Genomic DNA, 26,258 nt, shown 5'->3' with positions numbered 1-26,258 from the left:
CGGACCAAAGCAATGACCAAGACTGACAAGGACAGACTGCAATTCGATCTGGCGTCATTGCGCAAGAAACTCTCCGACCATGAAGCCGGTGGGGCTTCGGCCTCCGAAACCGTCGTTCTCAATCCGCTTGCACGGCAGATCGCCAACCAGCTTCGCGCCGGCAACCATTCACCCAACATGGTGATCGGGCAATTGCGGCTTCTGGAATTCACGATGCTCGTCGTCATCGCCGCCATCGTCAACGGCATCGCAGCCGATCGCGGTCTCGAAACCTTTCTGTCGGTTTTCGGCGGCGGCGTGCTGGGGGCGGCGCTCTGCGTGTTTCTGTTGCAGGCCGGAGACTGCTATCAGCTTCCGACGCTGCGCACGCCGCTGAAGATGTTCGCCCGCATTCAGGGCGCAGTGTGCCTCTCCTTCGTGGGAATTGCCTGTTTCCTTCTCCTCTTCTTTCCCGATGCGCTGCATTCCTGGCAGGCCTTCGGCATCTGGTATGCAACGGGTGCGGTGGCGATCTTCGCCGGGCGGCTGATCCTCGGCTTCGCCATTCGCCACTGGGGCCGCAACGGTGTCATGGAACGCCGTGCCGTCATCGTCGGCGGCGGCGATACCGCCAAGGACCTTATCCGCTCGCTGGAGCAGCAGTCCGATAACGATATCCGCATCTGCGGTATCTTCGATGACCGGAAAAGCGCCCGTTCTCCCGAGGTTGTCGCCGGCTATCCCAAGCTCGGAACCTTTGCGGAGCTGGTGGAATTTGCCCGCCTGACGAAGCTGGACATGCTGATCATCGCCCTGCCGCTCAGCGCCGAGGCGCGCATTCTCCAGCTTCTGCGCAAGCTGTGGGTGCTGCCGGTCGATATCCGCATCGCGGCGCATGCCAATAAATTGCGTTTCCGCCCCCGCGCCTATTCCCATGTCGGCAAGGTGCCGATGCTCGATGTGTTCGACAAGCCGATCCGCGACTGGGATTCGGTGGCGAAACGGGTGTTCGACATCACCTTCAGCCTCATCGGCATCGCCCTTTTATGGCCGGTGATGGTGGGCGCGGGAATTGCCGTGAAAACAACCTCGAAAGGCCCGGTCCTTTTCAAGCAGAAGCGCCACGGCTTCAACAATGAGACGATCAACGTCTGGAAGTTCCGTTCCATGTATACGGAACTCAGCGATCCGACCGCGAAAAAGGCCGTGACGAAGAACGACCCGCGCGTCACGCCCGTCGGCCGCTTCCTGCGCAAATCCTCGATGGACGAGCTGCCGCAGCTTTTCAACGTTCTTTACGGCGACCTTTCTCTCGTCGGGCCGCGTCCGCATGCCGTTCATGCCCAGACGGGCGACTTGAAATATACCGAGGTGGTGGAGCACTATTTCGCGCGCCACAAGGTCAAGCCCGGTGTTACCGGCTGGGCGCAGATCAACGGCTGGCGCGGCGAGATCGACCATGGCGACAAGATCAAGTTCCGCACCGAATACGATCTCTATTACATCGAGAACTGGTCGTTGTTCCTCGATCTGAAAATCCTGTTCCTCACGCCGATACGGCTGCTGAAATCGGAAAACGCCTATTGACCCACACCGGCTACCAGCACGCACCGGATTTCGACGCGCCGCTGGCCGCCATGCGGCTCGTCGGTTCGTTCTTCATCGCATTCGGCGTGTTCCTTTCCGGTTTCGTCATTTCCGAGCCGGCGCCCTATGAGCTGATGATGGTGGGACAGGTGGCCCTGTGGTTCCTGCTCGGCCTTCGCCTTTCGCGCACCGTCATCCTGCTTCTGTGCCTGCTGCTTGCCTTCAATGTCGGCGGTTATCTTTCGCTCACCACCATGGCCGATCTGGACGAGGGACCGCTTTATCTCGCCGTCTCGACCTTTCTGGCGCTGACCTCGGTTTTTTATGCGGCGATCATAGAGGACAAATACCAGCGGCTGCTTTTGATTTTCCGGGCCTGGCTTGCGGCGGCGCTGATTACCGCCCTGCTCGGCATCATCGGATATTTCCACGCCATTCCGGGTTTCGAGGTCTTCACCCTTTACGACCGCGCCAAGGGCGCCTTTCAGGACCCGAACGTTTTCGGTCCCTTTCTGGTGACGCCCTCGCTTTACCTCATTTACGGCCTTCTCACCGGCAAGGCGATGCATGCGCCCTGGCGGATCGCCGGGCTGCTCATCCTGTCGCTTGCTGTGTTCCTGTCGTTCTCGCGCGCGGCCTGGGGCCTGTTTCTGTTCGCCACCATCCTTCTCGTCTTCGTGATGCTGCTGAAGGAGCGGACGGCCGCGTTTCGCCTGAAGATCCTCGTGCTGTTTCTCGTCGCCGCCGGGCTGATGGTCGCGGCGGTCATCATCGCGCTGCAGTTCAAGCAGGTGGCGGACCTGTTCTCCAGCCGCGCTTCGGCGGTGCAATCTTATGACGGCGGCCATCTCGGGCGTTTTGCCCGCCACTATCTCGGCTTCCTGCTCGCCATGGAACACCCGCTCGGTATCGGCCCCATGGTGTTCGACAATATCTTTCCCGCCGCCGAACATAATATCTGGCTGAAGAGCCTGACGACGCATGGCTGGTTCGGCTTCGTGATCTATCTGGTGTTGATCTGCTGGACCATTGCCGCCGGTTTCAGGCATCTGCTGCGGCCACGGCCCTGGCAGCCTTTCCTCATCATTTCCTGGGTAACTTTCGTCGGGCATGTGATGATCGGCGCCGTCATCGATACCGATCACTGGCGACACTTCTTCCTGCTGCTCGGCATATTGTGGGGATGCATGGCGCTTGAAAAACGCGAAAGCCTGCGCCGCCGCACGCGTGCCGCCTGAAACGCTTGCCCTTACGGAACCTTACGCCATTTCATGCGTTTAGCCCCCGATTCTGATTGTCAAACGGGGAGACATCTTAATGACGCAGACCAATAATCTCTATCTCATCATCGGCGCGCTCATCGTGGTCATCGCAGGCCTCGGCATTTATGTCTGGCACGAGGAAAGCAAGCCGAAGGGGATCGAGATGAATATCGGCCCGAACGGCGTCTCCGTTCAGGAGAACTGATCCGCAAGCGTCGCGCAAAGTCCGACCATTAAGACCGGGTGCATCCCAAGCCGAACACGGCCGGGATTCGCCCGGTCTTCTTATGAGAGGAGACGAAAGGCGGGATCGATGCCCGCCGAGCCGGTTCGGTACGAATGATGCGTATCGCCCGATCAAGGAAACAGCTAGCGCAATGGTCTCCTCCATCGACCTGTCCACACGCCTCACCGCCACCAGACTGGCCCTCAAGGCCATCAAGGAGCAGGAAGACAATTCCGCCGCCACATCCTCCTCAACGCGGACATCTCTCCTCGATTCCTACGGGCTGGACACCTCCTCCTCCTCGTCTTCCACCAACACGCGGCTCACGCAGCTTCTGGCGCAATATGCCCAGACCTCGAACGAGGATGCGCAGACCGACGACACGGATACCCAGCTTTCTTCCGGCGATATTACCAAGGCCGATTTCATGAAGGAGCTGAAGGAGACGTTGGAAGACCTGATCGCGGATCCGGACAAGGCTTCGCAGGCCAAGGCCATGCTGGAGGCTTTGACGGCCGGCACGCTGACCGTCTCCGATCCCGCCGAGGGTGCGCAAATCAAGGCCTGGGATGTGGCCTCCGATACAGAAACCACCTCCAGACCGGCCTCGGATATCGCCATGACGGGATGGAGCGACTTTCTAAAAGACCATCTCAAACGCGACGGCTCGGCCTATGCGAGAAGCGAGACCGGCGCCTATGTCGATACCGTTTCCGGCGACAACGCGTTTTTCGGCAGCGTCGGCAGCCGCTATTATTATCTCACCTGGCCGCAGGCGAAAAACGGCACCTTGACCGTATAAGCCGAATTCCCCGATGCCCGAGCGGATGGCTGCGACATGGAACATGCCGCAGCCTCGCTTTCATCGTCTGCTCAGACGGCAGGTGCGGCAGCCGGTTCGGCTCCGCCGGAAAGCGCCTTTTGCAACTGCGCTTCCTGCGCCGGCGACAGCGACGTCTTGATGACCCGTCCGCGCAGGCCTTCGAATTCCGCCAGCACCTTTTCCGGCTGTACCTTGCGGATCAGCACGAACAGCGCCGAAGAACCGTTGGGGATGGTCTCGCCGAGCGATTTGATGAAATCGTCATCGATACCGAAATCCGTCAGCGAACCCGCAAGAGCGCCCGTACCGGCACCGATGGCGCCGCCGATGGCAAATCCCGCCAGCGGATTGAGGAACAGCAGGCCGACGAGGCCGCCCCAGAGGCCGCCGGACAGGAAACCGGAGCTTGCGCCGATCGCCGTCAGATTGACGCTCTGTTTCAGATGCACCTTGCCGTCTTCATCGCGAACGACAACCACGGCATCTTCCAGATCGACCAGATATTCCTTTTTCAGGCCTGCAAGCTTCAGAAGCACCCTGTCGGCCACTTCCGTTCCGTCAAAACCAACAACGACGAGTTCGGACATAGTTCGTCTCCCTGAGTTTCAATTCCGCTGCGATTGAACGCCGAAGCGGGCGGCTTGTTCCGGCAATGATGGAAAGAGGATGTGTCATGCGTTTGACGGCCGCCCATCCGGGCCGCTTCGGCCCTTCTGCGCCATCCACACCCTTTGCTCCTTTTTTTATGAAAAGACCATTTTCCGCTTGCGCCCTAACAGGCTTATATATAAACGGCTTTCAGGTTCGGAGCGTAGCGCAGCCCGGTAGCGCACTTGACTGGGGGTCAAGGGGTCGTGGGTTCGAATCCCGCCGCTCCGACCATTAAAATCAGATAGATAGCCAGTTCCCCCAGAGCTGGCTATATTTGTTTCAGCTATCTGGTAACCCGCGCCATGCGTGAATTTAAAAGCCCGGATTGGGCTATACGTTTGTCCAGGCCTGAGAATGAGGTGTGCCGAGATGGCCAAAAAAACGAAAATAGAACACTCAGAATTCTCGGGCGAGTTTGAAGACGACGGTATCACGGTTCTGGTTGATATCTACCGGCCCGCTGGCACCCAGCAGGATTGGACGCTCGAGGTCATCAGCGAGCATGACGATGTCACCACCTGGGACGAACCCTTCGCGACCGACAAAGACGCCTGGGAAGAATTCCTGGCCACGTGTGAGAAAGACGGGATTCGCAGCTTTCTGGATGGCAAGGATCCGTCGGTCCATTAACGTTCAACTCCGCAGTGCCGGACTGTAAAGGGCGACGCCCATTGCCTTGTTGACTCTCTGCTAAAATTAGAACATTTAGTGAACAAAAGAGAGGTCATCCAATATGTCCGACGCTGAAAAAATCACCCCCATACGGCCCGATGACATAGCCGGATATGTCATCCAGTGTCATGACGGCGATGCGAAGGCGGCTGTCGAAGCCCTTCTCGGCGAAATCGAGCATCTGCAGGAACAGCTTTCCCTGGCGGTCGCCATTATGGGAAGGGGATATACGCGCGGATGGACGCCGGGCGGGGGGCAGAATTAGAATTGTCTCTGCCACCGTCTTTTGGGCACCATGACACATGCCGGCAAGCCAGATGATCGATTAGGTCTTCAGGCAAAAGGCACCTCCCGCCATGTCGGCTAAAGGCTGCCAAGGCAAAGCGACAAGCTTAAGGCTGTGCAGTGGCCCGCTAGATATCCAGACAAAGGGCGACGCCGGCATCCGTTGCCTACACCGCCCGCCCGAAGCCTTGTTCAATATTCGTTGGAGGCGATGGCGAAATCGTCGACGACGGGCATCTTTTCCGCGTTTTCCCAGGTCCGGTCCATGGCGTAGGTTTCCGAGAGATAGGGAATGCCGATATGGCCGAAGCGGAAGGAAAGCTGGCTTTCCGCCTGTTCCTCATCAAGCTTTGCCACGCGGCTGAGATAGAGCGCGGTGGCAAGGCCTGTCCTGTCCGCACCGGCCTTGCAATGAATGAGAATGGGCTTCGGCGCATCGCGCATGATGGCGACCAGCTCATTGACCCTGTTCATGTCAAGCTCCTGGCTTGCCGACATGCCGAAATCGATATGATTAAGTCCCAGCTCGCGGGCGGTTTCGACCTCATCGCGATACCAGGCCTTGGATTCGTTCGCGCCGCGCAGATTGATGACCGTCCTGATACCGTGGTCTTTGGTATAGCGGACGAGCTGCTCATTGCTCGGCTGATTGGAGCGATAAAGCTGCCCCGCGACAACCTCGTGAAAATTGCCCAGGAGCTGAATGGCGTAGAGATAACCGCCTGCCGCAAGCACAGCAATACCCATGCCCCAAAAGGAGCACTTCCAGAATCTTCTCATAATAAAACGGTTCCCTCATTCGACGAGAGAACCGATACAGGCGGATTCTGACAGTAAGCTGAAAGTTATGCGACAGTATTGTAAGAGTAGAAAATTTGCGCTTGATCAACGCACGAAAACGTAAACCGCATAGACCGCGATGAGCGCGGCGGCTGCCGCTGCGGTGATGGCGCCAAGGCGTTTTTCGATGAAATGGCGCACCGATTCCCCGTATTTCTGCAGCAATCCGGCAAGGATGAAAAAGCGCGCGCCGCGCGTGACGACCGCCGAAAGAATGAACAGGCCAAGGCTGATATTGGCCGCGCCGGAAAGGATAGTCACGACCTTGATCGGCGGCAGATGCGCAAGCCCCGATGTCACCAGCAGGAGAACGATGGTTTCGTAATCCACGGAGTTCTTCAGATGCTCGAAGCTGTCGAGCTTGCCGTAGAATTCGAGAATGGGTCGGGCGATGCTTTCAAAGGCATAATGACCGAGGAACCAGCCGGCGATGCCGCCGAGAACCGAGGCGACAGTTGCCACGAGCGCATAAAACATCGCCTTTTTCGGCCTGGCCAGCACCATGGGCAGGAAAAGCACATCGGCAGGCACGACGAAGATGGAGCTTTCCACGAAAGCCACGATTGCCAGCCACCACACGGCGGTTTTGCGCGCGGCGAGCGCCATCGTCCAGGCATAGATGTTTTTCAGCATGTCGTGTCCCCGGGGAAGAGTGTTGCGGAGTGAAGGCAGGCGGGAGCCAAGGCATATCGGCGGTGATTCATGCGGTTGCCGGCGGGCCAGAGAGACCGGCCCCGAATGAGGATTAGAGACAACGCAAGAGAATGGCAAATGTTGGAAAATTTATTTTTGCATCGCAAAAAATCATAAAAACAAGCATTTCCAGCCCTCACCGCAAGCCGGTTGTTGCAATGCGAAATTTCACCCTGCGGTAGATGAACTCGCCTTTTTGCTGTAGAATAAGAGGTGGAGGAATGAGGAGGAAGTTATCATGGACTATGTAAACTTCGTTACATCGATCAATCCGGTCATACTTGTCATTCTGCTGGTGGTTCTTCTTGCAGGCGCCTACAGCAACTGGGTTTCGCACTGATCCAGCGAACCGCCCGACCAAATGTGATGAGGCTCCTTTTCTATCGGCGATAGGCATCGGGCCGGATGGATGTTATCAATCCCGAAGTTAAACAACTTCCGGGAAGCCGCATGACGAACGAATTCGCATTCACTGATACGTCTGAAAAGCTCAGCACGACGCTTGAGAAGCTGATAGGAAAGCTGCAGGGTCAGACGATCACGTTGCGCGAGTTGATGGAAGCGATCGGCGAACAGGGCCTTTTGCTTATCTGCGCAATCGCCTCCCTGCCCTTTCTCATCCCGGTTTCCATTCCCGGCGTCAGCACGGTCTTCGGTGCGGCGATCATCCTTGTCAGCCTGGCAATCACCCTCAACCGCCTGCCATGGCTGCCGGCAAAAATCCTCGACCGGCAGATGGAGACGGCAAAGCTCGTTCCAGCCCTTCAAAAAGGCGTCGCCATTGTCTCCAAGCTCGACGGTTTCATTCGCCCGCGCATTCCCGCGCTGACGACCGGCATCATCGCCAACCGCATAAACGGGCTTGCGCTGATGACGGCGGGCGTATTGCTGATGATGCCGCTCGGCTTCATTCCCTTCTCCAACACCCTTCCAGGCGTTGCGATCCTGCTTTTTTCAGCCGGGATGATTCAGAGGGATGGCGTCACCGTGCTCGGGGGCTACCTGTTTCTGGGGCTGACCGCGATTTATTTCGCGGCGCTCGCCTATGCGGCCTTCTGGGCCGGCCAGGGCATCAGCAGCTCCATCGGCGCATAAGACTTATTGCCGGCCACCATTGCGGGTGTCGCGGCGGTTCTGCCGCGATGCCCACCAGACCGCCAGCCGTCGCCGCTGGCGGCGAACCGCCGGCAGATCGTGGGAAAGCACGACGAGACCGAGCGGAATCATCCAGAAGCCGAGAACGGGCAGGAAACCCAGCGTTCCGCCCACCACCAGCGCCGAGCCGGTCGCAATCCTGCCGACGCGCGAACGCGGCATGGCAAAGCTCCATTTTCCGACATGGAGGCGGTGCGTTCTGTGGTCGATACCGAATTTCATTCCATCCTGCCCTTTTGCATCTGGCCTGTGGATAATTTTTTCACCGGCGATAAGCCCGGAAAATCGGGACTCTGGAGGGATAAAACAAGAGGAATGCGTTTTTTTTGAAAAAACCGCTTGGCAAATCGGAAAAGCATTTGTATTACCCCGCTCACACCGCGCCAAGCGGTGGACGTTCCCTGGTAGCTCAGCGGTAGAGCATTCGACTGTTAATCGACAGGTCGCCGGTTCGAATCCGGCCCGGGGAGCCATTTCTCTCAAAGCATATGACGAAGAGCGTAAGACGGCTTTCTTCCCGGCCGGATTGACGTGTCGCGCTTTCTGCGCCTGAAGGCTTCAGGCTTTCTTCGGAGCGCGTTTCGTTGCCCGCGTTGTATTGGTGAGCGCCGGTGGATCGCTTGCGGGGAAACTTTCTTCAAGGCTCTCGGTCAAATCGTCATCCTTCTCGGGATGAGATGCCTTCTGCTCTTTCTGAAGCGACTTTACGGCCGGTGACTTCGGTTTTTTGGCCGGTGCTTTGGTTGCAGGGGATTTTTTTGTGCCGCTTTTGCTGGCCGATTTCGTCTTGCCTGCGTTACTGGAGACTTCCTGCTCCGCTTCCATCCAGTGCCGTTCGTGGTGTCCCTCCGGTCTTCCTTCCTTCTCCCATATTGCGCGGGCTCTTTCCCGGATTTTGGCTTCGCGATCGTGGTCCATAACGGCCTCCCTCTTTTCGTGGCACCGACTTTATTCTGCCCATGGAAAACCCGAAAAAGCCAGAGTTTGTTCCGCCTTCGACAGCCGTAAATGCGGATTTCGCGACGAGCGAAGGAACCGCCCTTGCCGGCCGATCGTTTGCTCCCCGACAACAGCAGGAGAATTCCGATGACCGGCACCAGGCACAGAAATCCCGAACCTCTCGATATTCAACAAAAAGACGTGGCGGATTTTGAAACCGACAGCGAGCTGAAGTCCAAAGACAGTGAAATCTATCCGGATGAATCGATCAGCCTTCGGGCCCGCAGGCAGGCGGCGCGGCAGCATGAGGATGCCTTTATCGTGGCAACCGATCTGGAAGACGACGATCAGCGCGACGCAGCGCCGGGCACCAGAGAGCAACCCTAGGCCCAAAAACGGAAAAGGCGGGTCAAAGCCCGCCTTTATCGAAAAATGCCGTCAAAAATGTCAGGAGATTTATCGGCGGACCGAAACGATGGCCTTGCGGTTGAAGTTCGACACCTGCACCCGGCCGGACTGGTTGCCGCCGAGGATTTGGGCGGTCTTGCCGCTCATGCTCTTCAAAATGCCGGCATGGTAACCACGGCCGTTGCGAATGACGACGACATCGCCGGGCTTTGCCTGACTGACCGGCACGGCATAACCGAAGGATGTCCAGGACTTCGCAAATCCATAGGATTTGGGAGATTGCCGGCCGGCCTTGCTGGCGACCGCATGCAGGAAAAGGCCGCACCATGGGGTGCTGCGGGGATTTGCGCCAAGAATGTTCTTGAGGCTCTTGTTGTTCTTGGACTCATGCAGTCCGGTGTATTTTTCTGCCTGGTTCAGCATGCCGGCAGAGGCCGATGCAACGACTGTAAAAGACAAGGCAACCGATAGAATTAACGCGGATACTCTCAAACGTCTCGCCCTTATGTTAGAGGGCGCCCGTGTATTGTGACAATTTAGCGACAATTTGACGAGAAATGGGCAGAAATCAGACGCCTATTCATGTGCGCTGATCTGTCATTGCTTCAAAACAGGCTGCCCTGAGCCTCGTCAGTGCCGCTGCGACCGGCATTTTCGAGGTCCAGCATACGCAATTTGGTGGTGGTTCCGCCCGGTGCGGAGAAGCCGCCAAGCCTGCCGCCGGCGGCAAGAACCCGGTGGCAGGGAATGATCAGCGGCACCGGATTTTTCGCCATGGCCTGACCGACATCGCGGGCCTTTTCCATGCCGAGACCGAGGGTCCTTACGATGCCGCCATAGGTCGTCGTATCGCCCCAACCGATCTGCCGCGCAACGGCGTAAACATCGAGGAAAAAACGCTCCTGCCCGGCGAGATCGAGTTCGACGGCGGTAAAATCGATCTCCTCGCCGCCGAAATAACGGGTGATCATTGCAATCACCTCACGCGTGCGTGTTTCGGGAACGGCGATGGAGGCGGATGGCAGGCGCTTCTGGAGGAGTTTTTCGGTCTCGCCGGCGTCAGAGCCGGGCAATTGCAGGCGCACAATGCCCCGCCCCGCCCATGCAAGGCCGCAATGGCCGAGGGCTGTGGGAAAAACAATATAGCCGTAGTGGTTGCTCATTGCCGTCGCTCATCCGCTTTTTCGCATGCACGATGCCATATCCCGCATTCGAAACAACCCGTTTCCTGCTCCTCAACAAACAAGGCCACCCGTTTTTTTGGCGGGTGGCCTTATACGCATCAGCTCCGAAAATCCGTTCAGGACGCGATTTTGCCCGGCTCTTCCACAAGGCACTGCGCCTGCCGGCTGGCGGCAACGAAGGCCGTGCGGGCAATCTCCCCCGCCACGTCGCCCATCAGCGAGGCGCGGCACAGACGCAGCGCCTGTTCATGCACCTTGTCGCCACGCTCAGGCCATTCATGCTGGAGAAAATCGAAGGCTTCGTAAACGCCATTGAAAATCCGGGGAGCACCGTTTTCAAGGGAGATGGTAACGGGCTTTTCCCACTTAACGTCATTCAGCAACATTGATTGCACTTCCATGCTCTATTAACCCGCGACAAACGCCGGCTCCTCCAGTTGGTTCCCTTTATCAGCGGTTTCAAGGGCGAAAAAATAACCCTCGAAAAACCATGCGCCTCCATCTTTCCATTCTAGCCGATTTGCGGAACAAAGCGTTTCAACACTCGTTCAAGCGGAAGTGAACCGGGTCCTTTCATGCCGACAACAGCCTCCCCCGCCATCGTCTGGTTCCGCAAGGACCTGCGCCTTTCGGACAACCTCGCCCTGCTTGCCGCCGTGGAGCATGGCGGCCCCGTCATCCCCGTCTATATCAGGGAAAAATCATGTGGCCCGCTGGGCGGCGCACAGGAATGGTGGCTTCACCACTCCCTCACGTCCCTCGCAGCCGCACTGGAAAAAATCGGCAGTCGCCTCGTGCTTCTCAGCGGCGACGCCGGCGAGACATTGCGCCATCTGATATCCGAAACCGGTGCGGAGGCAGTATTCTGGAACCGCCGATACGATCCAGCCGGCATGGCGACGGACAAGGCGCTGAAACAGACGCTTCGGGATGACGGTCTGACGGTTCACAGCTTTTCCGGCCATCTGCTGCATGAGCCATCGCGGCTGCAGACGAAATCCGGCGGTCCCTACCGGGTCTATACGCCTTTCTGGCGGGCGCTGGAGGGCGGCGAGGAGCCGCACGCACCAGCGGATGCGCCGAAGGGTCTGAAGGCGCCGAAGACGTGGCCGAAATCGGAAAAGCCTGGCGATTGGAAACTGTTACCCACCAAGCCGGACTGGGCGAAACACTTCGGCGACATATGGTCTCCCGGCGAAAGCGGGGCGCGGGAAAAACTTGACGATTTCATCGATGGCGCTTTGAAGGGTTATGAAGAGGGCCGCGACTTTCCGGCAAAGGACGCAACCTCTTTGCTTTCCCCGCATCTGGCGTCGGGCGAAATAGCGCCTTCTACCGTCTGGCACGCGACGAAGGGGCTTTCGCAACATATCTCCTCCAACGATATCAGCCGTTTTCGCAAGGAAATCGTCTGGCGGGAATTCTGCTACCATCTGCTGTTTCACTTTCCCGAACTGGACGAAAAAAACTGGAACGACAGTTTCGACGCCTTCCGCTGGCGAGACGATGAAAAATCCTTCACGGCGTGGACCCGAGGGATGACGGGATATCCGATCGTCGATGCCGGCATGCGGCAATTGTGGAAACACGGCACCATGCACAACCGGGTGCGTATGATCGTGGCCTCCTTCCTCATTAAACATCTGCTGATCGACTGGCGGAAGGGTGAGAAATGGTTCCGCGACACGCTTGTCGATGCGGACCCGGCCTCCAACGCCGCCAACTGGCAATGGGTGGCGGGTTCAGGCGCGGACGCCTCGCCGTTTTTCCGCATATTCAACCCCATATTGCAGGGCGAAAAATTCGACGCCGATGGCGATTATGTGCGCCGTTTCGTGCCGGAGCTGGAAAAGCTCGAACGGAAATATATCCACAAGCCATTCGAAGCGCCGAAAGAGGCGCTGAAGAAGGCGGGCATCGAACTTGGCAAGACCTATCCGCTGCCGATTGTCGACCATGGAAAAGCGCGGGAAAGAGCGCTTGCGGCCTATGCCGAAGTCAAGAAGAACGCATAAAATTGGGTATCGGCAAAATTTTGCGTGGCTAAGCCAAAGCCGGGAAGATAATTTCTTGCCTTGAGGCGGTTGTAACGGGACATAACGGCACCTAATTTCCGCTCAGACAAGAAGGCTCAATCATGACCATTCATCCCTCTGCGCTCAGTGCTATCGGCAACACGCCGCTCATCCGTCTGAAAGCCGCCTCGGAAGCGACGGGGTGTGAAATCCTCGGCAAGGCGGAATTCCTCAATCCCGGTCAATCGGTGAAGGATCGCGCGGCGCTCTATATCATCCGCGACGCCGAGCGGCGCGGTCAGTTGCGACCGGGCGGCACCATTGTGGAGGGTACTGCGGGCAATACCGGCATTGGTCTGTCGCTGGTCGCCAATGCGCTGGGCTACAAGACGGTCATCGTCATTCCCGAGACGCAGAGCCAGGAAAAAAAGGACGCGCTGAAGCTTCTCGGTGCCAAGCTGGTCGAAGTTCCGGCAGCCCCCTATTCCAACCCGAACAATTACGTGAAGGTCTCCGGCCGGCTGGCAAAACAGCTTGCAGCGACGGATGAGAACGGCGCGATCTGGGCCAACCAGTTCGACAATATCGCCAACCGACAGGCCCATATCGAAACGACGGCCCCCGAAATCTGGGACCAGACGGATGGCAAGGTGGACGGCTTCATCTGCTCGGTCGGTTCCGGCGGAACGCTTGCCGGCGTGGCAGATGGCCTGCGCGATTTCAACCCCGACATCAAGATCGGCCTTGCCGATCCCGAGGGTGCGGCTCTCTACGAATTTTACAAGCACGGCGTGCTGAAATCCGAAGGCTCGTCTATCACCGAGGGCATCGGACAGGGGCGCATCACCGCCAATCTGGAAGGTTTTACGCCGGACTTCTCCTATCGCATTTCGGATGCGGAGGCGCTGCCGGTTCTGTTCGATCTGGTGACGAAGGAAGGGCTTTGCCTCGGCGGCTCCTCCGGCATCAACATTGCCGGCGCAATCCGCCTTGCCCGCGAGCTCGGTCCGGGGCATACAATCGTGACGATACTGTGCGACTACGGCAATCGTTATCAGTCGAAGCTTTTCAATCCGGATTTCCTGCGCTCCAAGGGACTTCCGATCCCGCAGTGGCTGGCGACGAAAAGCGAGATTGCGGTTCCGTACGAAACCGTTTGAGGACATGCCGAAATGCCTGTGAATGCCCTGTTCCGTGACGATTTTTATCTTTCCACCGCAGAAGCGATCGTCACGGCGGTGCATGAGGATGGCGGCATAGAGCTGGACCAGACCTGCTTTTACGCCACCTCCGGCGGCCAGCCGGGCGATAGCGGCTTTCTCGAACGGGCCGATGGGTCGCGCATCGAACTCGGTATCACCAAAAACGGTGCCGACAAGAGCGTGATCGTCCATGTGCCGCTCGAAGGTCAGCCTTCCCCTGATATCGGCGAAAAACTGACCCTGCATGTGGACTGGCCGCGTCGTTACAAGCTGATGCGGATGCACACCGCCTGCCATCTGCTCTCCGTCGTCTGCCAGTGGCCGATTACCGGTGCGGCGGTCGGCGAGGATGAATCGCGTGTCGATTTCGACATGTCGGAAACCATCGACAAGGATGAGGTGACGGCAAAGCTGATGGAGCTGGTGAAAGCCAACCATCCCGTCTTCCTGCAATGGATCACCGACGAGGAGCTGCAGGCCAATCCGGGCATCGTCAAATCCAAGAATGTGCGCCCGCCAATGGGCCTCGGCCGGGTCAGCCTCGTCTGCATCGGCGAAAATTCCAGCATCGACAGCCAGCCCTGCGGCGGCACCCATGTTTCCGAAACGCAGGAAGTGGGCGATATTCACATTGCCAAGATAGAAAAGAAGGGCAAGGAGAACAGGCGGTTCCGCATTCGTTTCGGCGCGCCTGAAGCTGTTGCCTGAGATTGGGAGAAACATCGTGAGCACGGATAAGAGCCGTTTCGTCGTTTCGGCGGACTGGGTGGAAAAGCAGCTCGGCACGGCCGGGTTTCGTGTTGTTGATGCCTCCTGGTATCTGCCGGCGCACAAGCGCAACGGCGCGGAAGAATTCGCAGCCGGCCATCTGCCCGGCGCCGTGTTCTTCGATCAGGACAAGATCGCCGATCATACCACCGGCCTGCCGCATTCCCTGCCCTCGCCGGAATTCTTCGCGGAACAGGCCGGCGCGCTCGGCCTCAGCGACACCGATACGATCGTGGTCTATGACGGCCCCGGCTTCTTTTCCGCGCCGCGCGTGTGGTGGATGCTGCGGGTGATGGGCGTGCGCAAGGCCTATGTGCTGGATGGCGGCCTCGATGGCTGGAAACGCGAAGGCCGGCCGCTCGAAACCGGTACGCCGGAAATCGAACCGGCAACCTTTACGCCTGATTTCAACGAAAAGCGCGTAACCTCGCTTGGCGCGATGCGCGGCATCGTTGACAGCGGTGAAAAGCAGATTGCCGACGCCCGTGGCGCCGGACGCTTTACGGGCGACGAGGCCGAGCCGCGTGCCGGCATGCGTTCCGGCCACATGCCCGGTGCGCGCAGCCTGCCCGCGACAGCCTTTTCCGAAAACGGCCACTTCAAGGACCTCACCGCCATCCGCAAGATGGTGACCGATGCCGGTATCGACCTTTCGAAGCCCGTCGTCACCAGTTGCGGCTCGGGCGTCACCGCCGCCGTCATTACGCTTGCGCTGGAATCGCTCGGTCACAAGGATAATTCGCTTTACGACGGCTCATGGTCGGAATGGGGCGGATTGCAGGATACGCCGGTGGTTACCGGTCCGGCGGATGCAATCCCCACATTGTCGCATGGACCGCTGAAGGCGCATGTGACGCAGCTGGAAATGACGGCGCCGCCGAAAGTCAGCCTGCCGATCCCCGTGAACATCCAGACGGCGCTGATGCGGGTCAACAATATTCCCCTGCATTTCTACCGCTATCTTTACTGGCGGGTGGGGAAACGCTGGCACTGGCAAAAGCGCATGCGCATGAGCGATGCGGAGCTTTCCGCCATCCTGCGCGATCCTAAAAACAGCGTTACGGTTCTTTATATGAACGGTGCGCCCGCCGGTTTCTTCGAACTGAACAAGGCGAGCGACGAGGTGACCGAGCTTTCCTATTTCGGGCTGCTCGAAGAGGCAATCGGTGCAGGCGTCGGCAAGTGGTTCCTGTTGCAGGCGCTTTACGCCGCCTGGCAGGACAATCCGCAACGGGTGACGGTGACCACCAACACGCTCGACCATCCGCGCGCGCTGCAGCTTTACCAGATGATGGGCTTTTCGCCCGTCGGCACCTATGAGGCCTGGGTGGAGCCGCTTGCCGATACCGAGCTTCTGGAGATATCGCTGCGCAACTGAGTAGCATCCTTGAGAGCAACGCGTGCCATTCTCCGATAAGGAGTGTCTGGTCCCCACCCCCTCATTCCTGTGCTCGTCACAGGAATCCAGTCAGCCCAAATCCTTGGGCTGAAAAGGACTCTCTCGCCACGCAGACGCGCGTCGGCTAGTTTCCTGTGACAAGCCATTGGTGCAGCTCTTCGCCGTTCACACCCAGCGGGTTCTGCAGGCTCTGATCTGGCCCCGCGCCGTATCCGTCAAGCGAGATGGCGAAATTGCGAACGACAACCTTCGGCACGGCACTCTCCTCCCATATCGGGAAGCCAGATTGCCAGCGTCCGACAATCCGGCCTCAGATTTCTCGTTCCAGATTTGCGGCGGCCGTGGGGATTTGCCCGCCGGCAGCGCCCTTGTCTTCCGTGACGGTGTTCAGCAGATGATCGGCAATCAGTTCCGCCTGGAACTTGCCGAGTTCATAGCAATAGGTGATCTCGCGCTTTTCCGCCGACCAGTAGACGTCGGGACGGCCGCAGGACTTGGCCGTCAGCTTGACGTCCCCCTTCAGGCCATAGCTGCTGAAACTGCGGCTGATGAGATCGAGAACCTTCGATTCCTTGATCATGATGGCGTAGGGTTCAAGGTCCGGGTCGCGGGGCGGCACGTAGCTGACGGAGAATCTGGAAGGCGTCTGGATGCGGTGGGGCGCGAGAAAATTCTCCCAGGCCGAAGCGACGCCCGAATAGGCGGCGGCGCATTTGTCGAATTCGGCATTGTTGAGCCCCATCATGGCGGCCAGATCGCCATAACCGTCCTTGTCGCGGCCGACCATCAGGCAGGCCATGTTGCGATCGCGGCTCCTGTCGGGCACCAGCGCGGAGAAGACCGGGGCTTCATGCTCAGGCAAAGTCTCCGCCTCACGCGCCAGATACCAGCTGTCCGTGGCATTGACGAGCGCGGTGTCGAGCCATTCCTCGTTGGCCTGGAGGATGAGCGTGCCAGCCAGTTGATCGGCCGGCGCCTGCACACTTGCAGTGTCCGCCGTTCCGAAATCCGAGATCAGCATGCGCGCGCCCTCGTGATATAGCGAGAAGATCGCGTTGCCGATGACGAAATTGACCGCCTGCTGAAGCTGTTCGTCGGACAGGCCATCGAGACCGGAGGCGACCTGCGCCTCGGCCTCAAGCGGAGCCGTCAACGAAACGAAAGCCAGCGGAACGGCGGCCAGAAAACGACGGAACATAAAATCAGACCTTCCGGGAACGAGGAGCGTCACTGATTCCCGAAGCTAACGAGTCACGCAATGGGCTGGTTGCATCGCCTGTCAAGAATCGGGTGGATAGTGATCCGTTTCGGGACCATAGCTGCAAAGAAGCAACGCCGATCCCAACCCAGGAGGTCTCCGCCATGACCGATCTCGTTTTCACTGCAATGCCGGCTAAGGAAGCCGAAGCCTACCGGTCTGGAGCCGCCGACGCCTATGGCAATCCGCCGGAGAAAGCCGTTTCTCCCGGCGGCATGCCCTGCCGCCACTGCCTTTGCCAGATCGGGGAAGGCGAAGGGATGTTGATCCTCGCCTACCGGCCCTTTCCCTCGTTGCAGCCCTATGCGGAAACGGGGCCGGTGTTTCTGCATGCCGACGCCTGTGAGCACTACCCGCAGACGCAGGCCATTCCGCCGATGCTGAACAGCCCGGATTATATCGTGCGCGGTTATGGAGCCGATGACCGCATCGTCTACGGCACCGGCGCGGTGACGGCGACAGGCGAGATCGTTTCGCGCGCGCGGCACCTTCTGGAGCGCGCGGATGTCGCTTATGTGCATGTGCGCTCCGCCCGCAATAATTGCTATCAGTGCCGTATCGACACAGCATAATCGGCAATTACATGCAATTTTAAGAGAAGAACTAAACGGCTCTCAAGTTTTCCGCGCCATGATGCAGGTATCGGAAACAATTGATTTGAGCAGCAAAATGACAAACAACCTCAATATGGCGACACGGACCGCGCCCCGCAGCAAGACCAGGATTTTTGCGACCGTGCATTATTTCAGCCAGTCGACCAGAGGGCGTGTGGTCGATCTTTCCGCCACCGGAATGGCGCTCGAGCTGGACGGGCCTTTCGCCGCCGCCAAGGGCAGCCGGGTCAAGGTGCAGAGTGAGGATCTCGGCTTCATCGAGGGCGTCGTGCAATGGCAGCACATGAACCGCCTCGGCCTGCAGCTCAAGCTTTCCACCAACACGCTGGCGCAGCTCTCCTCCTATTTCCGCTTCTTCCACGAAGAAGTGAAACCGACCCTCGCCCGCTGATCCAGGGCACGGCAATGCACAGAACGGAGGATGCGCATTCTCCGGTGCGGCGACACCTGCGCCGCACTCCCGTGATAAAAAATTTATCAAACGGTTGAAAACCGGCCCATCTGTCACGGGCCTGTCATTTTGGTGATGGACTCCTCTGCGATTGCTTCTACCCTGTCATTTTTCAAGACAGAGCAAGCTTCATCCGAAGGAGTTCCCATGTCGTCGCTTCTCGCTCTCCACCCCATTACCCGGCGTTCGCTTCTGGGCGGCATCGCAGCCTCCTCGGCGCTGGTGATGCTGCACCCTTTTGCTGCGCGTGCGGCGGCCAACCAGGCGCATCTGCGCATCATGGAAACGACCGATATCCATGTTCACGTCTTTCCCTATGATTATTACGCCGACAAGCCGAACGACACGATGGGACTGGCGCGCACCGCCTCGATCATAGACACCATCCGCGCCGAAGCCGGAAACTCGATGCTGGTGGACAATGGCGACTTCCTGCAGGGCAACCCGCTCGGCGACTATATCGCCTATGAGCGCGGCATGAAGGCCGGCGACAAGCACCCCGTGATCAACGCCATGAACGTGCTGGGTTACGATTGCGGCACGCTCGGCAACCACGAATTCAATTACGGTCTCGACTATATGTCGAACACGCTGGCGGGTGCGGGTTTCCCTTACGTCTGCGCCAACCTCACCAAGGGCCAGCTTGCTTCCGATCCGAAGAACGACGAGCTGTTCTTCAAGCCCTATGTCATTCTGGAAAAGCAGATCCGCGACGGCGGCGGCGTGACGAGCCCGGTCAAGGTCGGCATCATCGGCTTCGTGCCGCCGCAGATCATGATGTGGGATTCCAAGAACCTCGAGGGCAAGGCGCAGACGCGCGATATCGTCGAGGCGGCGAAAGCCTGGGTTCCGGTCATGAAGGAGGAAGGGGCGGATATCGTCATCGCCCTTTCCCATTCGGGTATCGACGGCAAGGGCCAGACCGAGCGCATGGAAAACGCCTCGCTTTATCTGGCAGGTGTCGAAGGCATCGACGCGATCTTCACCGGCCACCAGCATCTGGTCTTCCCAGGTCCGAAGACCTGGGACGGCATCGAGGGTGCGGATGCCGTCAAGGGCACGCTGATGGGCAAGCCGGCGGTAATGGCCGGTTTCTGGGGCTCGCATATGGGCCTCATCGACCTGCTGCTCGAAAAGGACGGCAAGAGCTGGAAGATCGTCGACTTCACCTCCGAAGCCCGGCCGATCTACCACCGCGACGAAAACCGCAAGGTCGTCGCCGATTTCACGGACAAGGCGGAAGTCCTCGCCGCCGCCAAGGCCGATCACGAGGCGGCCCTTGCCTATGTGCGCCGTCCCGTCGGCAAGACCTCCGCACCGCTCTATTCCTATTTCGCGCTGGTGGCCGACGATCCTTCCGTGCAGATCGTCTCCAATGCCCAGACCTGGTACATCAAGGACATGCTGAAGGAAGGGCAATATAAGGATCTGCCCGTGCTTTCGGCGGCAGCCCCCTTCAAGTCCGGCGGTCGCGGCGGTGCGGATTATTATACCGATGTCCCCGCCGGTGATATCGCGATCAAGAACGTCGCCGATCTTTACCTCTACCCCAACACGGTGCAGGCGGTGCTGATCAACGGCGCGCAGGTGAAGAACTGGCTGGAAATGTCGGCCGGCATGTTCAATACGGTCGAGGCCGGCGCAAAGGACGCGCCGCTGCTGAATGCGGACTTCCCGTCCTATAATTTCGATGTCATCGACGGCGTGACCTATCAGATCGACATTTCCAAACCGGCGAAATTCGACAAGGACGGCAAGGCCGTCAACCCGGACAGCAACCGCATCGTCAACCTGCAATTTGAAGGCAAGCCGATCGATCCCGAGCAGAAATTCGTGGTGGCGACCAATAATTACCGGGCCAGCGGCGGCGGCAAATTCCCCGATATCGCCGGCGACAAGGTGATCTTCGTGGCCCCCGATACCAACCGTGACGTGATCGTGCGCTATATCATCGATCAGGGCACCATCAACCCGTCTGCGGATGCCAACTGGTCCTTCGCGCCGGTGGCCGATACCACGGCGATCTTCGAAACCGGCCCCAAGGGCCGCCACTATGCGGCCGATATCAAGGGCGCAAAGATCGAGGATGCCGGCGACGGCGCGGAAGGTTTCGCGAAGTTCCGTCTGGTTCTTTAACGGTAGACGCCCTCCCACCGACTTGTCGGCGGGAGGGCATTTCCCTATTCGCGACCACCGAGCGTTCGCAGCAGAAGCGGCAGTTCCAATGGCGGTTTCTGCTCGATGCGCCGATAATCGCTGCCATCGCGGTTACGGCGGATGAGCCTCAGGCCGACCATGTCGCGCCTCAGCATGGCCGCATCCCCGAACAGGTGCAGACTATCCAGAAAGCTGCTGAATTCGCGCTCGGAAAAGCTCCGCCCGGCGGGAATTTTTGCCCATAGATACCAGAGGCACAGTTCCTGCTGGGAGCGGCGGGCCGGCCATTGCATCAGCCGGCCTGCGGCGTCGAAGACACGAACGGTCTTCAGCACCCTGCCCTCATTGGCTGCCGGCAGCATCTCTGGCCGGGATGGTCCGCTGTCATCGGATGGCTCGCGCGAGGCTCGCAAGTGCTGGAAATTTCGGAACCCGGCAGCCCGGCTCAGAAGATTGAGCATCTCCACATGGCTTGGCTTTCGGTCCAGCCTGCCGATCTGTTCGCGGACGGATTTGGCGAAAGTCGAGAGGTCGGCGATATCAATGGAAAGGATCGAACGTGGCATGACTTACCCTCAAGTGCCATTCCGAAAAGGTGTCGCTGATCGCCGGCTTCCGACATGGCACGGGATAAGTGCTGTCAAACTTTAAAAATGCAGGTTTAGCTTCCCTTGCGGGACGGCGATGCCTCGGTGAACTGCTGACCGTGGTTTAGGTATAGGCAGGCGACCCGTCCACGTCAATTGGCCTTGCTGGCATAGCGCCGAGGTTGCCGCGCGTTTCTTCTCCCCGGCGGGGAGAACGTGGCCCCGCTCGGTCCAGATATAATTAGCCAATGTCACTCAGCGGCGACAGGAATGGTCCTCTGCTTGTGCGCCGCAAGCATCCCGTTGAAATCCTTATGGTTCGGACAGGCAGAGAGGCGTTGCTGAAATGCTTCGGCAAGCCATTGGCCGGCGGGGCCGGCGGGTGAATCGACCCGCCGCAGCGCAAAGAGCGGATATTCGCCCTGTTCATAGGCCTCGAGTTCAAGCGCCTTGAGGCTGCCATTGGTGATGTCGTTACGGACGATCGATGCGGGCAGACCGCCCCAGCCCAGACCGCCCTTGATGAGCTGGTATTTCGTGGCGATGTCGCTGACCCGCCATGTCTTGTAGGAAAGCACATTGAAATCGCGGCCCTTGGTCAGGCCGGATGCATCGGTGACGACAAGCTGAACCTCCTCGCGCACATCGGCAAGTCCCAGCGGCCGCTCGATCTGCGCCAGCGGGTGATCCGACGCAACGACCGGCAACATGAAGGAATGGCCGACCTTTTCGACGACGAGTTCATCGTCCTGGCGCAGCATCGCCCCGCCAATGCCGATACCTGCCTTGCGGGAGAGCACCATCTCCATGACCATGCCCAGCTCGCCGACATTGAGGCTGAGGGTGACGGTTGGAAACTGCTGGCGAAAATCCCGCAGCACGGCCACCATGGCCTCCGCCGGCACCATGGTGCTGATGGCGACCGAAAGTTCCGCCTCAAGCCCCTGCTTCAGCCCCTTGGCGCGGGCGCGCATCTCCTGCAGGCCGGCGACGATGCGCCTTGCATCCTCCAGCATGGCGCGGCCTTCATCCGTCAGCTTCGGCTGACGCACGCCGCTGCGCTCGAACAGCGTCACTTCAAGCTGCGCCTCGAGATTGGCGATGGTGTAGCTGACCACCGACTGGGCACGATTGAGCGCCCGTGACGCGGCGGAAAAACTGCCGGTCTCGGCAACCGTCAAAAACACCTGCAATTGATCGAGCGTCGGGTTCGCGTCCATGTCCCATCCATTTCATCGATAGATTACTTCCACATTATCACAGTTTTCTTGATGGCAGTAATTTTTCATATAGAGCGCAAAGGAAGGGCATCGTGCTCTCCCGCCCTCCCAAGGCGCCCGTCAATTCATCGCATATGCAAGGAAAGACCATGTCCAACATTCTTCTCATCACCTCCAGCCCGCGTGGCGACGAATCGGTTTCCAACAAGTTTGCCGGTGAACTCGCCAGCAAGCTGAAGGCCAAGTCGGCTTCCAACACCCTTGTCCATCGCGATCTCGCTGCTGACCCGATCCCGCATCTCGACACCGTCAAGACCGCCGCCATCCGCAAGGCGCCCGACCAGCGCACCGCCGAAGAAGCGGTTGCCGCCGATTATTCCGACAAGCTGGTGACAGAGCTTCTGGCCGCCGACACCGTCGTCATCGGCACCGGCCTCATCAATTTCAACATTTATTCCGGCCTGAAGTCGTGGATCGACAATGTCGCCCGCGCCGGCCAGACCTTCAAATACACCGAAACCGGCCCGGTCGGCCTCGCCACCGGCAAGAAGGTCTATATCGTTCTGGCCGCTGCCGGCGTTTACTCCGAAGGCCCGGCGGTCTCGATGAACCATGCCGTTCCTTACCTGAAGACCGTTCTCGGCTTCATGGGCATGACGGATGTGGAAGTCATCTATGTCGAAGGCTTGGCATTCGGTCCGGAAGCCGTCGAAAAGGCTGTGGCCGCCGCTGAAGCCAAGGTTGCCGAGCTGGCTCAGGCCGCCTGAGGCCTTTGAATGTCCGGGCGATGCTGGCCAGGATTGCCGGTATCAGCCGACCCACATTCCGTAACGGCCGTGGACCTGGTCCCGGCCGTTATTTTTTGCCGCATAGAGCCGCGCATCGGCCTCCGATAGGAGCGCACGGAAAAGCTGTCCATCCTCGAAAGCGGTGGCGACGCCGATGCTGACGGTCAGCGGCGAACCGTCCGGCCGCTGCAGGTCCGCAAGGATCGCGGCCCGGAGACTGTCCGAAAATGCCAGCGCCGTTTCATGCGTCATCGCCGGCAGGAGCGCCACGAATTCCTCGCCGCCGAAGCGGTAGAGATGTCCCAGCGGCTGCACGGCACGCTTCAGGACGGCGGCGAATTCCCGCAAGATCTCATCGCCCTGCAGGTGCCCGAACGTATCGTTGACGGTCTTGAAATGATCGATATCGACAATCAGCACGCTGACCGGCCGCTTTTTCTCAAGGCATTCCACGACGACGGAGGGCGCATCGAGCTCCATGCGGGCGCGGTCCGATACGCCGGTCAGCATATCGCGTCCGGAGCGGGACAGAAGCTCCTCGTAACGTTCCCTGAAAGTGAGATCATTGAAGACATCGGCAACGCTGCGGCGTGTCAGAAAGCGGCCCTTGGCCGATGTCAGCCAGAGATAGGTGGCAAACAGCAGCGAATAGATGCCGACTGCCGCCATCTTCGCCTTCCAGCCATCGTAAAAGACATCGAGAGGTGCGTTGAACAACAATCGCAGCGCCCCATAAAAACCTGCCTGATCGAAGCTCAGGATAACGACGCCGCAGATCGCGAAGCGCAGCACGATATGGCGCTGCAGATAACGCCCCAGTTTTTCGTAAAACAGGATGATGGCGATGGCGTCGATATAGAGCAGGCTGGTTCCCCAGACCATCAGCACGCCCATCTCATCCAGAAATGCGGTGCTGACCGACTGCCCGGGAACGATCGCGACCGTCTGGTGGAAACGGATGATCTGCGCCATGGCGACGGTCACTATATTGCCGAGAAACAGGCCGTAGATCGGCTGTCGAACGACCGCCGCGTCCTCCCGCATATAGAGCATGAGGATCATCATCAGCTTGCCGGCAAAAAGGATCGAGGAGCCGGGCGACGCCACACCGAAAGGCAGCTGCACGTAAAAGACGGCCGCCAGATAGGTCTCCAGAAAATGCATGACGCCCAGCGCGGTGAGAAAAACACCGATGCCAAGAATATGCCGGTAATGAAGGAATGCCGTCATTACCGAAAAATAGACGATGGCCTCCGTCAGAAAGAGGGCCAGATTTGCCCATTGCATCGGCACATGCCCTATCGATCCATATCGCGCGGGTTGATTGGCGCGACTCCATGCCCTCTAGAGACGATAGGCCGAAGCAAACAACGGAATCTTAATATCCGCGGCAAGAATGCGTCATCATTTTCCTGGGAAAAGCGAAGCGCCGTTCTGGTCGATGATGAGCTTTGCCTTGCGGATCGTGAACTCCACCGCATCGTCCATGCTGGTGAAGACGTCGGCGCGCACGAATTCATGCACCAGCACTTCATCGCCGGCCTTTTTTTCGATGCGGCCCGCCAGACGGAACTGACCGCCTTCCTTGATCGGCGTCGCATAGATCAGATAGTCGCCATGCGCATGCGGCTCCGCCTGGGCCGTCTTCTGCGGCGCGTCGGAGGACGGCTGGCCGGAGCCGAAGGCCGAGAGGATTTTGGAAAAAAACGATGCCATGGCTTTCACTCCCTCAATCTGTGTCAGTTTTGAAGGGCGGAGGCGATCCGCCCTTCCCTGCCTTTCGCTCCCCGATCAGATGATCAGGTTCGACAGGATGTCGTTTTCGGTGATGTCCTCATAACCGAGACCGGCCGCTTCGAAGCGTTCCAGCAGGCCGGCGAAGTTTTCCTTCGCGCTCGTTTCGATGCCGATCAGGATCGAACCGAAATTGCGGGCCGATTTCTTCAGATATTCGAAACGGGCGATATCGTCATCCGGGCCGAGCAGGTTGAGGAAATCGCGCAGCGCGCCGGGGCGCTGCGGCAGGCGCAGAATGAAGTATTTCTTCACGCCCGTATAACGCATGGCGCGTTCCTTCACATCCGGAAGGCGCTCGAAATCGAAATTGCCGCCGGAAACCACGGCGATGACCGTCTTGCCTTCCAGCCTCTCGCGGCCGAGCTTTTCCAGCGCGGCAATCGCCAGTGCACCGGCCGGCTCCAGCACTACGCCTTCGAGGTTCAGCATCTCGATGATCGTCACGCAGATGGCGTTTTCCGGGATGAGCAAAACCTGCTCGGCCGGAAAATCCTTCAGGGCCTTGAAGTTCAGGTCGCCGATGCGGGCGACGGCGGCGCCGTCGACGAAATTGTCGACCTTGGTGAGCGTCACCGGTTCGCCGCGTTCAAGGCTTTTCTTCAGGCTCGGCGCCCCTTCCGGCTCGCAGAACACGAAGTTCTCCTTGCGGACCGTGCCGGCGAGAAAGCCCGAAAGACCGGCAGAAAGACCGCCGCCGCCAACCGGCATGACGACGATATCCGGCTTCGTGCCTTCCGGAAGCTGATCCATGATCTCGGCGGCGACCGTCGCCTGGCCTTCGATGATGTCCTCATGGTCGAAGGGCGGCACCATGTAGCCGTCATTGTCCTCAACATATTTGCGGGCGGCGGCATAACACTGGTCGAATATATCGCCCACCAGACGGATGCTGATGAATTCGCCGCCGAAGATGCGGGTCTTTTCGATCTTCTGCTGCGGTGTCGTCACCGGCATGAAAACAACGCCGTGAACACCGAAATGACGGCAAGCGAAAGCAAAGCCCTGCGCATGGTTGCCGGCCGAGGCACAGACGAAAACCTTGTTCTTGCCGGCCTTGGCCACCGCCTTGCGCAGGAAGTTGAATGCGCCTCTAATCTTGTAGGAACGAACCGGGGACAGATCCTCACGCTTCAGCCAAATCGACGCGCCATACCGACGGCTGAGATGTTCATTCAACTGCAACGGCGTTTCCGGGAATATTTCCCGCACTTCTCGCCGCGCTGCTTCCACAAGCTGCTTGTCCACGATAGTCAATCCATTGAAATTCATAATGGCACCCGCTATGCCATAGGAAGACG

General features: G+C 58.9%; 30 protein-coding genes, 2 tRNA genes and 1 pseudogene. 18 read left to right on the top strand and 15 right to left on the bottom strand.

The features are described 5' to 3' along the window. The first annotated feature begins 12 nt into the window (after positions 1–12). The 4 genes from uppE (at position 13) to I3J13_RS00505 (ending at position 3,856) form a co-directional block, all read left to right on the top strand. On the top strand, positions 13–1,566 hold the full coding sequence (gene uppE / locus I3J13_RS00520; RefSeq protein WP_080852228.1) for a polysaccharide biosynthesis glycosyltransferase UppE: 1,554 nt from the start codon (positions 13–15) through the stop codon (positions 1,564–1,566). Continuing rightward, positions 1,563–2,804, top strand: a complete 1,242-nt coding sequence (uppF, locus tag I3J13_RS00515; RefSeq protein ID WP_059752598.1) for a polysaccharide biosynthesis O-antigen ligase family protein UppF — start codon at positions 1,563–1,565, stop codon at positions 2,802–2,804. Before uppE ends, uppF begins: the two co-directional genes overlap by 4 nt. A 79-nt stretch (positions 2,805–2,883) precedes the next feature. After that, a complete protein-coding gene (locus tag I3J13_RS00510) occupies positions 2,884–3,033 on the top strand; it encodes a hypothetical protein (protein ID WP_003521552.1) in 150 nt (49 codons plus the stop codon). 172 nt (positions 3,034–3,205) lie between these two features. Then, positions 3,206–3,856 (top strand): hypothetical protein, encoded by a 651-nt coding sequence (locus tag I3J13_RS00505; RefSeq protein ID WP_196377698.1) that lies wholly within the window; start codon positions 3,206–3,208, stop codon positions 3,854–3,856. A gap of 71 nt (positions 3,857–3,927) precedes the next feature. Here the strand turns inward: I3J13_RS00505 and I3J13_RS00500 are convergent, their stop codons facing one another. Beyond that, complete coding sequence (locus tag I3J13_RS00500; RefSeq protein WP_003521556.1) at positions 3,928–4,464, bottom strand: DUF1269 domain-containing protein; 537 nt, start codon at positions 4,462–4,464, stop codon at positions 3,928–3,930. Between the two features lie 218 nt (positions 4,465–4,682). Here I3J13_RS00500 and I3J13_RS00495 point away from each other — a divergent pair. From I3J13_RS00495 to I3J13_RS00485, 3 genes are all read left to right on the top strand, one after another. Beyond that, positions 4,683–4,759, top strand: a tRNA-Pro gene (locus I3J13_RS00495). A 138-nt stretch (positions 4,760–4,897) separates the two neighbouring features. Next, complete coding sequence (locus tag I3J13_RS00490; protein ID WP_196377697.1) at positions 4,898–5,158, top strand: hypothetical protein; 261 nt, start codon at positions 4,898–4,900, stop codon at positions 5,156–5,158. Positions 5,159–5,261: 103 nt separating this feature from the next. Next, the gene (locus tag I3J13_RS00485; protein ID WP_196377696.1) at positions 5,262–5,465 is read left to right on the top strand and encodes a hypothetical protein; all 204 of its coding nucleotides are present in this window, start codon (positions 5,262–5,264) and stop codon (positions 5,463–5,465) included. A gap of 212 nt (positions 5,466–5,677) precedes the next feature. Here I3J13_RS00485 and I3J13_RS00480 read toward each other — a convergent pair whose 3' ends face one another. After that, complete coding sequence (locus I3J13_RS00480) at positions 5,678–6,232, bottom strand: dual specificity protein phosphatase family protein (protein WP_196377695.1); 555 nt, start codon at positions 6,230–6,232, stop codon at positions 5,678–5,680. A gap of 138 nt (positions 6,233–6,370) precedes the next feature. Then, the gene (locus tag I3J13_RS00475; protein ID WP_059752579.1) at positions 6,371–6,958 is read right to left on the bottom strand and encodes a YqaA family protein; all 588 of its coding nucleotides are present in this window, start codon (positions 6,956–6,958) and stop codon (positions 6,371–6,373) included. Between the two features lie 510 nt (positions 6,959–7,468). Here I3J13_RS00475 and I3J13_RS00470 point away from each other — a divergent pair. Continuing rightward, a complete protein-coding gene (locus I3J13_RS00470; RefSeq protein ID WP_003521567.1) occupies positions 7,469–8,113 on the top strand; it encodes an exopolysaccharide biosynthesis protein in 645 nt (214 codons plus the stop codon). Between the two features lie 3 nt (positions 8,114–8,116). Here I3J13_RS00470 and I3J13_RS00465 read toward each other — a convergent pair whose 3' ends face one another. Further along, positions 8,117–8,395 (bottom strand): hypothetical protein, encoded by a 279-nt coding sequence (locus tag I3J13_RS00465; RefSeq protein WP_020811139.1) that lies wholly within the window; start codon positions 8,393–8,395, stop codon positions 8,117–8,119. A 176-nt stretch (positions 8,396–8,571) separates the two neighbouring features. Here I3J13_RS00465 and I3J13_RS00460 point away from each other — a divergent pair. Continuing rightward, a tRNA-Asn gene (locus tag I3J13_RS00460) sits at positions 8,572–8,646 on the top strand. A gap of 85 nt (positions 8,647–8,731) precedes the next feature. Here I3J13_RS00460 and I3J13_RS00455 read toward each other — a convergent pair. After that, complete coding sequence (locus I3J13_RS00455; protein ID WP_059752573.1) at positions 8,732–9,091, bottom strand: DUF2934 domain-containing protein; 360 nt, start codon at positions 9,089–9,091, stop codon at positions 8,732–8,734. A 168-nt stretch (positions 9,092–9,259) separates the two neighbouring features. Between I3J13_RS00455 and I3J13_RS00450 the strand changes: the two genes are divergently transcribed. Further along, positions 9,260–9,499 (top strand): hypothetical protein, encoded by a 240-nt coding sequence (locus I3J13_RS00450; protein WP_196377694.1) that lies wholly within the window; start codon positions 9,260–9,262, stop codon positions 9,497–9,499. 69 nt (positions 9,500–9,568) lie between these two features. On the opposite strand, the gene I3J13_RS00445 is transcribed toward I3J13_RS00450, so the two are convergent. From I3J13_RS00445 to I3J13_RS00435, 3 genes are all read right to left on the bottom strand, one after another. Continuing rightward, the gene (locus I3J13_RS00445; protein WP_080817213.1) at positions 9,569–10,012 is read right to left on the bottom strand and encodes a TIGR02594 family protein; all 444 of its coding nucleotides are present in this window, start codon (positions 10,010–10,012) and stop codon (positions 9,569–9,571) included. Between the two features lie 113 nt (positions 10,013–10,125). Next, positions 10,126–10,683, bottom strand: coding sequence for a methylated-DNA--[protein]-cysteine S-methyltransferase (locus I3J13_RS00440; RefSeq protein ID WP_196377693.1), 558 nt, complete (start codon positions 10,681–10,683; stop codon positions 10,126–10,128). A gap of 137 nt (positions 10,684–10,820) precedes the next feature. After that, on the bottom strand, positions 10,821–11,090 hold the full coding sequence (locus I3J13_RS00435; RefSeq protein ID WP_003521573.1) for a DUF982 domain-containing protein: 270 nt from the start codon (positions 11,088–11,090) through the stop codon (positions 10,821–10,823). 189 nt (positions 11,091–11,279) lie between these two features. Between I3J13_RS00435 and I3J13_RS00430 the strand changes: the two genes are divergently transcribed. From I3J13_RS00430 to sseA, 4 genes are all read left to right on the top strand, one after another. Further along, entirely contained in the window at positions 11,280–12,719 is a 1,440-nt protein-coding gene (locus tag I3J13_RS00430; RefSeq protein ID WP_196377692.1) for a cryptochrome/photolyase family protein, read from the top strand. Positions 12,720–12,841: 122 nt separating this feature from the next. Then, positions 12,842–13,879, top strand: coding sequence for a cysteine synthase A (locus I3J13_RS00425; protein ID WP_035217756.1), 1,038 nt, complete (start codon positions 12,842–12,844; stop codon positions 13,877–13,879). Between the two features lie 12 nt (positions 13,880–13,891). Further along, positions 13,892–14,629 (top strand): alanyl-tRNA editing protein, encoded by a 738-nt coding sequence (locus I3J13_RS00420; protein WP_196377691.1) that lies wholly within the window; start codon positions 13,892–13,894, stop codon positions 14,627–14,629. Between the two features lie 16 nt (positions 14,630–14,645). Further along, entirely contained in the window at positions 14,646–16,067 is a 1,422-nt protein-coding gene (gene sseA, locus I3J13_RS00415; protein WP_142779048.1) for a 3-mercaptopyruvate sulfurtransferase, read from the top strand. A 163-nt stretch (positions 16,068–16,230) separates the two neighbouring features. On the opposite strand, the pseudogene I3J13_RS00410 reads toward sseA, so the two are convergent. Together I3J13_RS00410 and I3J13_RS00405 are read right to left on the bottom strand one after the other, a co-directional pair. Next, positions 16,231–16,344 (bottom strand): annotated as a pseudogene (locus I3J13_RS00410) (DNA-binding protein); the annotation flags it as partial. 54 nt (positions 16,345–16,398) lie between these two features. Further along, complete coding sequence (locus I3J13_RS00405; protein WP_196377690.1) at positions 16,399–17,286, bottom strand: DUF4344 domain-containing metallopeptidase; 888 nt, start codon at positions 17,284–17,286, stop codon at positions 16,399–16,401. A 164-nt stretch (positions 17,287–17,450) separates the two neighbouring features. Between I3J13_RS00405 and I3J13_RS00400 the strand changes: the two genes are divergently transcribed. The 3 genes from I3J13_RS00400 to I3J13_RS00390 all read left to right on the top strand — a co-directional run bounded on the left by I3J13_RS00400 (position 17,451) and on the right by I3J13_RS00390 (position 20,547). After that, on the top strand, positions 17,451–17,918 hold the full coding sequence (locus tag I3J13_RS00400) for a DUF1203 domain-containing protein (protein ID WP_196377689.1): 468 nt from the start codon (positions 17,451–17,453) through the stop codon (positions 17,916–17,918). A 97-nt stretch (positions 17,919–18,015) separates the two neighbouring features. Beyond that, positions 18,016–18,351 (top strand): PilZ domain-containing protein, encoded by a 336-nt coding sequence (locus I3J13_RS00395; protein ID WP_003502271.1) that lies wholly within the window; start codon positions 18,016–18,018, stop codon positions 18,349–18,351. Between the two features lie 207 nt (positions 18,352–18,558). After that, the gene (locus tag I3J13_RS00390) at positions 18,559–20,547 is read left to right on the top strand and encodes a bifunctional 2',3'-cyclic-nucleotide 2'-phosphodiesterase/3'-nucleotidase (RefSeq protein WP_059752563.1); all 1,989 of its coding nucleotides are present in this window, start codon (positions 18,559–18,561) and stop codon (positions 20,545–20,547) included. A 44-nt stretch (positions 20,548–20,591) separates the two neighbouring features. Here the strand turns inward: I3J13_RS00390 and I3J13_RS00385 are convergent, their stop codons facing one another. Both I3J13_RS00385 and I3J13_RS00380 read right to left on the bottom strand, forming a co-directional pair. After that, complete coding sequence (locus tag I3J13_RS00385; RefSeq protein ID WP_196377688.1) at positions 20,592–21,134, bottom strand: DUF2087 domain-containing protein; 543 nt, start codon at positions 21,132–21,134, stop codon at positions 20,592–20,594. 272 nt (positions 21,135–21,406) lie between these two features. Then, on the bottom strand, positions 21,407–22,375 hold the full coding sequence (locus I3J13_RS00380; protein WP_174024997.1) for a LysR family transcriptional regulator: 969 nt from the start codon (positions 22,373–22,375) through the stop codon (positions 21,407–21,409). A gap of 149 nt (positions 22,376–22,524) precedes the next feature. Between I3J13_RS00380 and I3J13_RS00375 the strand changes: the two genes are divergently transcribed. Continuing rightward, on the top strand, positions 22,525–23,142 hold the full coding sequence (locus I3J13_RS00375) for an FMN-dependent NADH-azoreductase (protein WP_080856228.1): 618 nt from the start codon (positions 22,525–22,527) through the stop codon (positions 23,140–23,142). A 42-nt stretch (positions 23,143–23,184) separates the two neighbouring features. Here I3J13_RS00375 and I3J13_RS00370 read toward each other — a convergent pair whose 3' ends face one another. The 3 genes from I3J13_RS00370 to ilvA form a co-directional block, all read right to left on the bottom strand. Next, on the bottom strand, positions 23,185–24,450 hold the full coding sequence (locus tag I3J13_RS00370; RefSeq protein ID WP_020811124.1) for a GGDEF domain-containing protein: 1,266 nt from the start codon (positions 24,448–24,450) through the stop codon (positions 23,185–23,187). Between the two features lie 117 nt (positions 24,451–24,567). Continuing rightward, the gene (locus I3J13_RS00365; protein ID WP_020811123.1) at positions 24,568–24,879 is read right to left on the bottom strand and encodes an HlyU family transcriptional regulator; all 312 of its coding nucleotides are present in this window, start codon (positions 24,877–24,879) and stop codon (positions 24,568–24,570) included. Positions 24,880–24,954: 75 nt separating this feature from the next. Then, the gene (gene ilvA, locus I3J13_RS00360; protein ID WP_196377687.1) at positions 24,955–26,229 is read right to left on the bottom strand and encodes a threonine ammonia-lyase; all 1,275 of its coding nucleotides are present in this window, start codon (positions 26,227–26,229) and stop codon (positions 24,955–24,957) included. Positions 26,230–26,258: the final 29 nt, after the last annotated feature.

The sequence above is a fragment of the Agrobacterium leguminum genome, assembly GCF_015704895.1.
GTDB classification, from domain to species: domain Bacteria; phylum Pseudomonadota; class Alphaproteobacteria; order Rhizobiales; family Rhizobiaceae; genus Agrobacterium; species Agrobacterium leguminum.
This window is presented reverse-complemented; position numbering and strand designations above follow the sequence as displayed.

Bases quoted from the DNA above. Each gene is read 5' to 3' on its own strand.
- uppE (WP_080852228.1), top strand. From the start codon at position 13: ATGACCAAGACTGACAAGGACAGACTGCAATTCGATCTGGCGTCATTG.
- I3J13_RS00510 (WP_003521552.1), top strand. From the start codon at position 2,884: ATGACGCAGACCAATAATCTCTATCTCATCATCGGCGCGCTCATCGTG.
- I3J13_RS00505 (WP_196377698.1), top strand. From the start codon at position 3,206: ATGGTCTCCTCCATCGACCTGTCCACACGCCTCACCGCCACCAGACTG.
- I3J13_RS00500 (WP_003521556.1), bottom strand. From the start codon at position 4,464: ATGTCCGAACTCGTCGTTGTTGGTTTTGACGGAACGGAAGTGGCCGAC.
- I3J13_RS00490 (WP_196377697.1), top strand. From the start codon at position 4,898: ATGGCCAAAAAAACGAAAATAGAACACTCAGAATTCTCGGGCGAGTTT.
- I3J13_RS00485 (WP_196377696.1), top strand. From the start codon at position 5,262: ATGTCCGACGCTGAAAAAATCACCCCCATACGGCCCGATGACATAGCC.
- I3J13_RS00480 (WP_196377695.1), bottom strand. From the start codon at position 6,232: ATGGGTATTGCTGTGCTTGCGGCAGGCGGTTATCTCTACGCCATTCAG.
- I3J13_RS00475 (WP_059752579.1), bottom strand. From the start codon at position 6,958: ATGCTGAAAAACATCTATGCCTGGACGATGGCGCTCGCCGCGCGCAAA.
- I3J13_RS00470 (WP_003521567.1), top strand. From the start codon at position 7,469: ATGACGAACGAATTCGCATTCACTGATACGTCTGAAAAGCTCAGCACG.
- I3J13_RS00465 (WP_020811139.1), bottom strand. From the start codon at position 8,395: ATGAAATTCGGTATCGACCACAGAACGCACCGCCTCCATGTCGGAAAA.
- I3J13_RS00455 (WP_059752573.1), bottom strand. From the start codon at position 9,091: ATGGACCACGATCGCGAAGCCAAAATCCGGGAAAGAGCCCGCGCAATA.
- I3J13_RS00450 (WP_196377694.1), top strand. From the start codon at position 9,260: ATGACCGGCACCAGGCACAGAAATCCCGAACCTCTCGATATTCAACAA.
- I3J13_RS00440 (WP_196377693.1), bottom strand. From the start codon at position 10,683: ATGAGCAACCACTACGGCTATATTGTTTTTCCCACAGCCCTCGGCCAT.
- I3J13_RS00435 (WP_003521573.1), bottom strand. From the start codon at position 11,090: ATGTTGCTGAATGACGTTAAGTGGGAAAAGCCCGTTACCATCTCCCTT.
- I3J13_RS00430 (WP_196377692.1), top strand. From the start codon at position 11,280: ATGCCGACAACAGCCTCCCCCGCCATCGTCTGGTTCCGCAAGGACCTG.
- I3J13_RS00425 (WP_035217756.1), top strand. From the start codon at position 12,842: ATGACCATTCATCCCTCTGCGCTCAGTGCTATCGGCAACACGCCGCTC.
- I3J13_RS00420 (WP_196377691.1), top strand. From the start codon at position 13,892: ATGCCTGTGAATGCCCTGTTCCGTGACGATTTTTATCTTTCCACCGCA.
- I3J13_RS00405 (WP_196377690.1), bottom strand. From the start codon at position 17,286: ATGTTCCGTCGTTTTCTGGCCGCCGTTCCGCTGGCTTTCGTTTCGTTG.
- I3J13_RS00400 (WP_196377689.1), top strand. From the start codon at position 17,451: ATGACCGATCTCGTTTTCACTGCAATGCCGGCTAAGGAAGCCGAAGCC.
- I3J13_RS00395 (WP_003502271.1), top strand. From the start codon at position 18,016: ATGACAAACAACCTCAATATGGCGACACGGACCGCGCCCCGCAGCAAG.
- I3J13_RS00390 (WP_059752563.1), top strand. From the start codon at position 18,559: ATGTCGTCGCTTCTCGCTCTCCACCCCATTACCCGGCGTTCGCTTCTG.
- I3J13_RS00385 (WP_196377688.1), bottom strand. From the start codon at position 21,134: ATGCCACGTTCGATCCTTTCCATTGATATCGCCGACCTCTCGACTTTC.
- I3J13_RS00380 (WP_174024997.1), bottom strand. From the start codon at position 22,375: ATGGACGCGAACCCGACGCTCGATCAATTGCAGGTGTTTTTGACGGTT.
- I3J13_RS00375 (WP_080856228.1), top strand. From the start codon at position 22,525: ATGTCCAACATTCTTCTCATCACCTCCAGCCCGCGTGGCGACGAATCG.
- I3J13_RS00370 (WP_020811124.1), bottom strand. From the start codon at position 24,450: ATGCAATGGGCAAATCTGGCCCTCTTTCTGACGGAGGCCATCGTCTAT.
- I3J13_RS00365 (WP_020811123.1), bottom strand. From the start codon at position 24,879: ATGGCATCGTTTTTTTCCAAAATCCTCTCGGCCTTCGGCTCCGGCCAG.
- ilvA (WP_196377687.1), bottom strand. From the start codon at position 26,229: ATGAATTTCAATGGATTGACTATCGTGGACAAGCAGCTTGTGGAAGCA.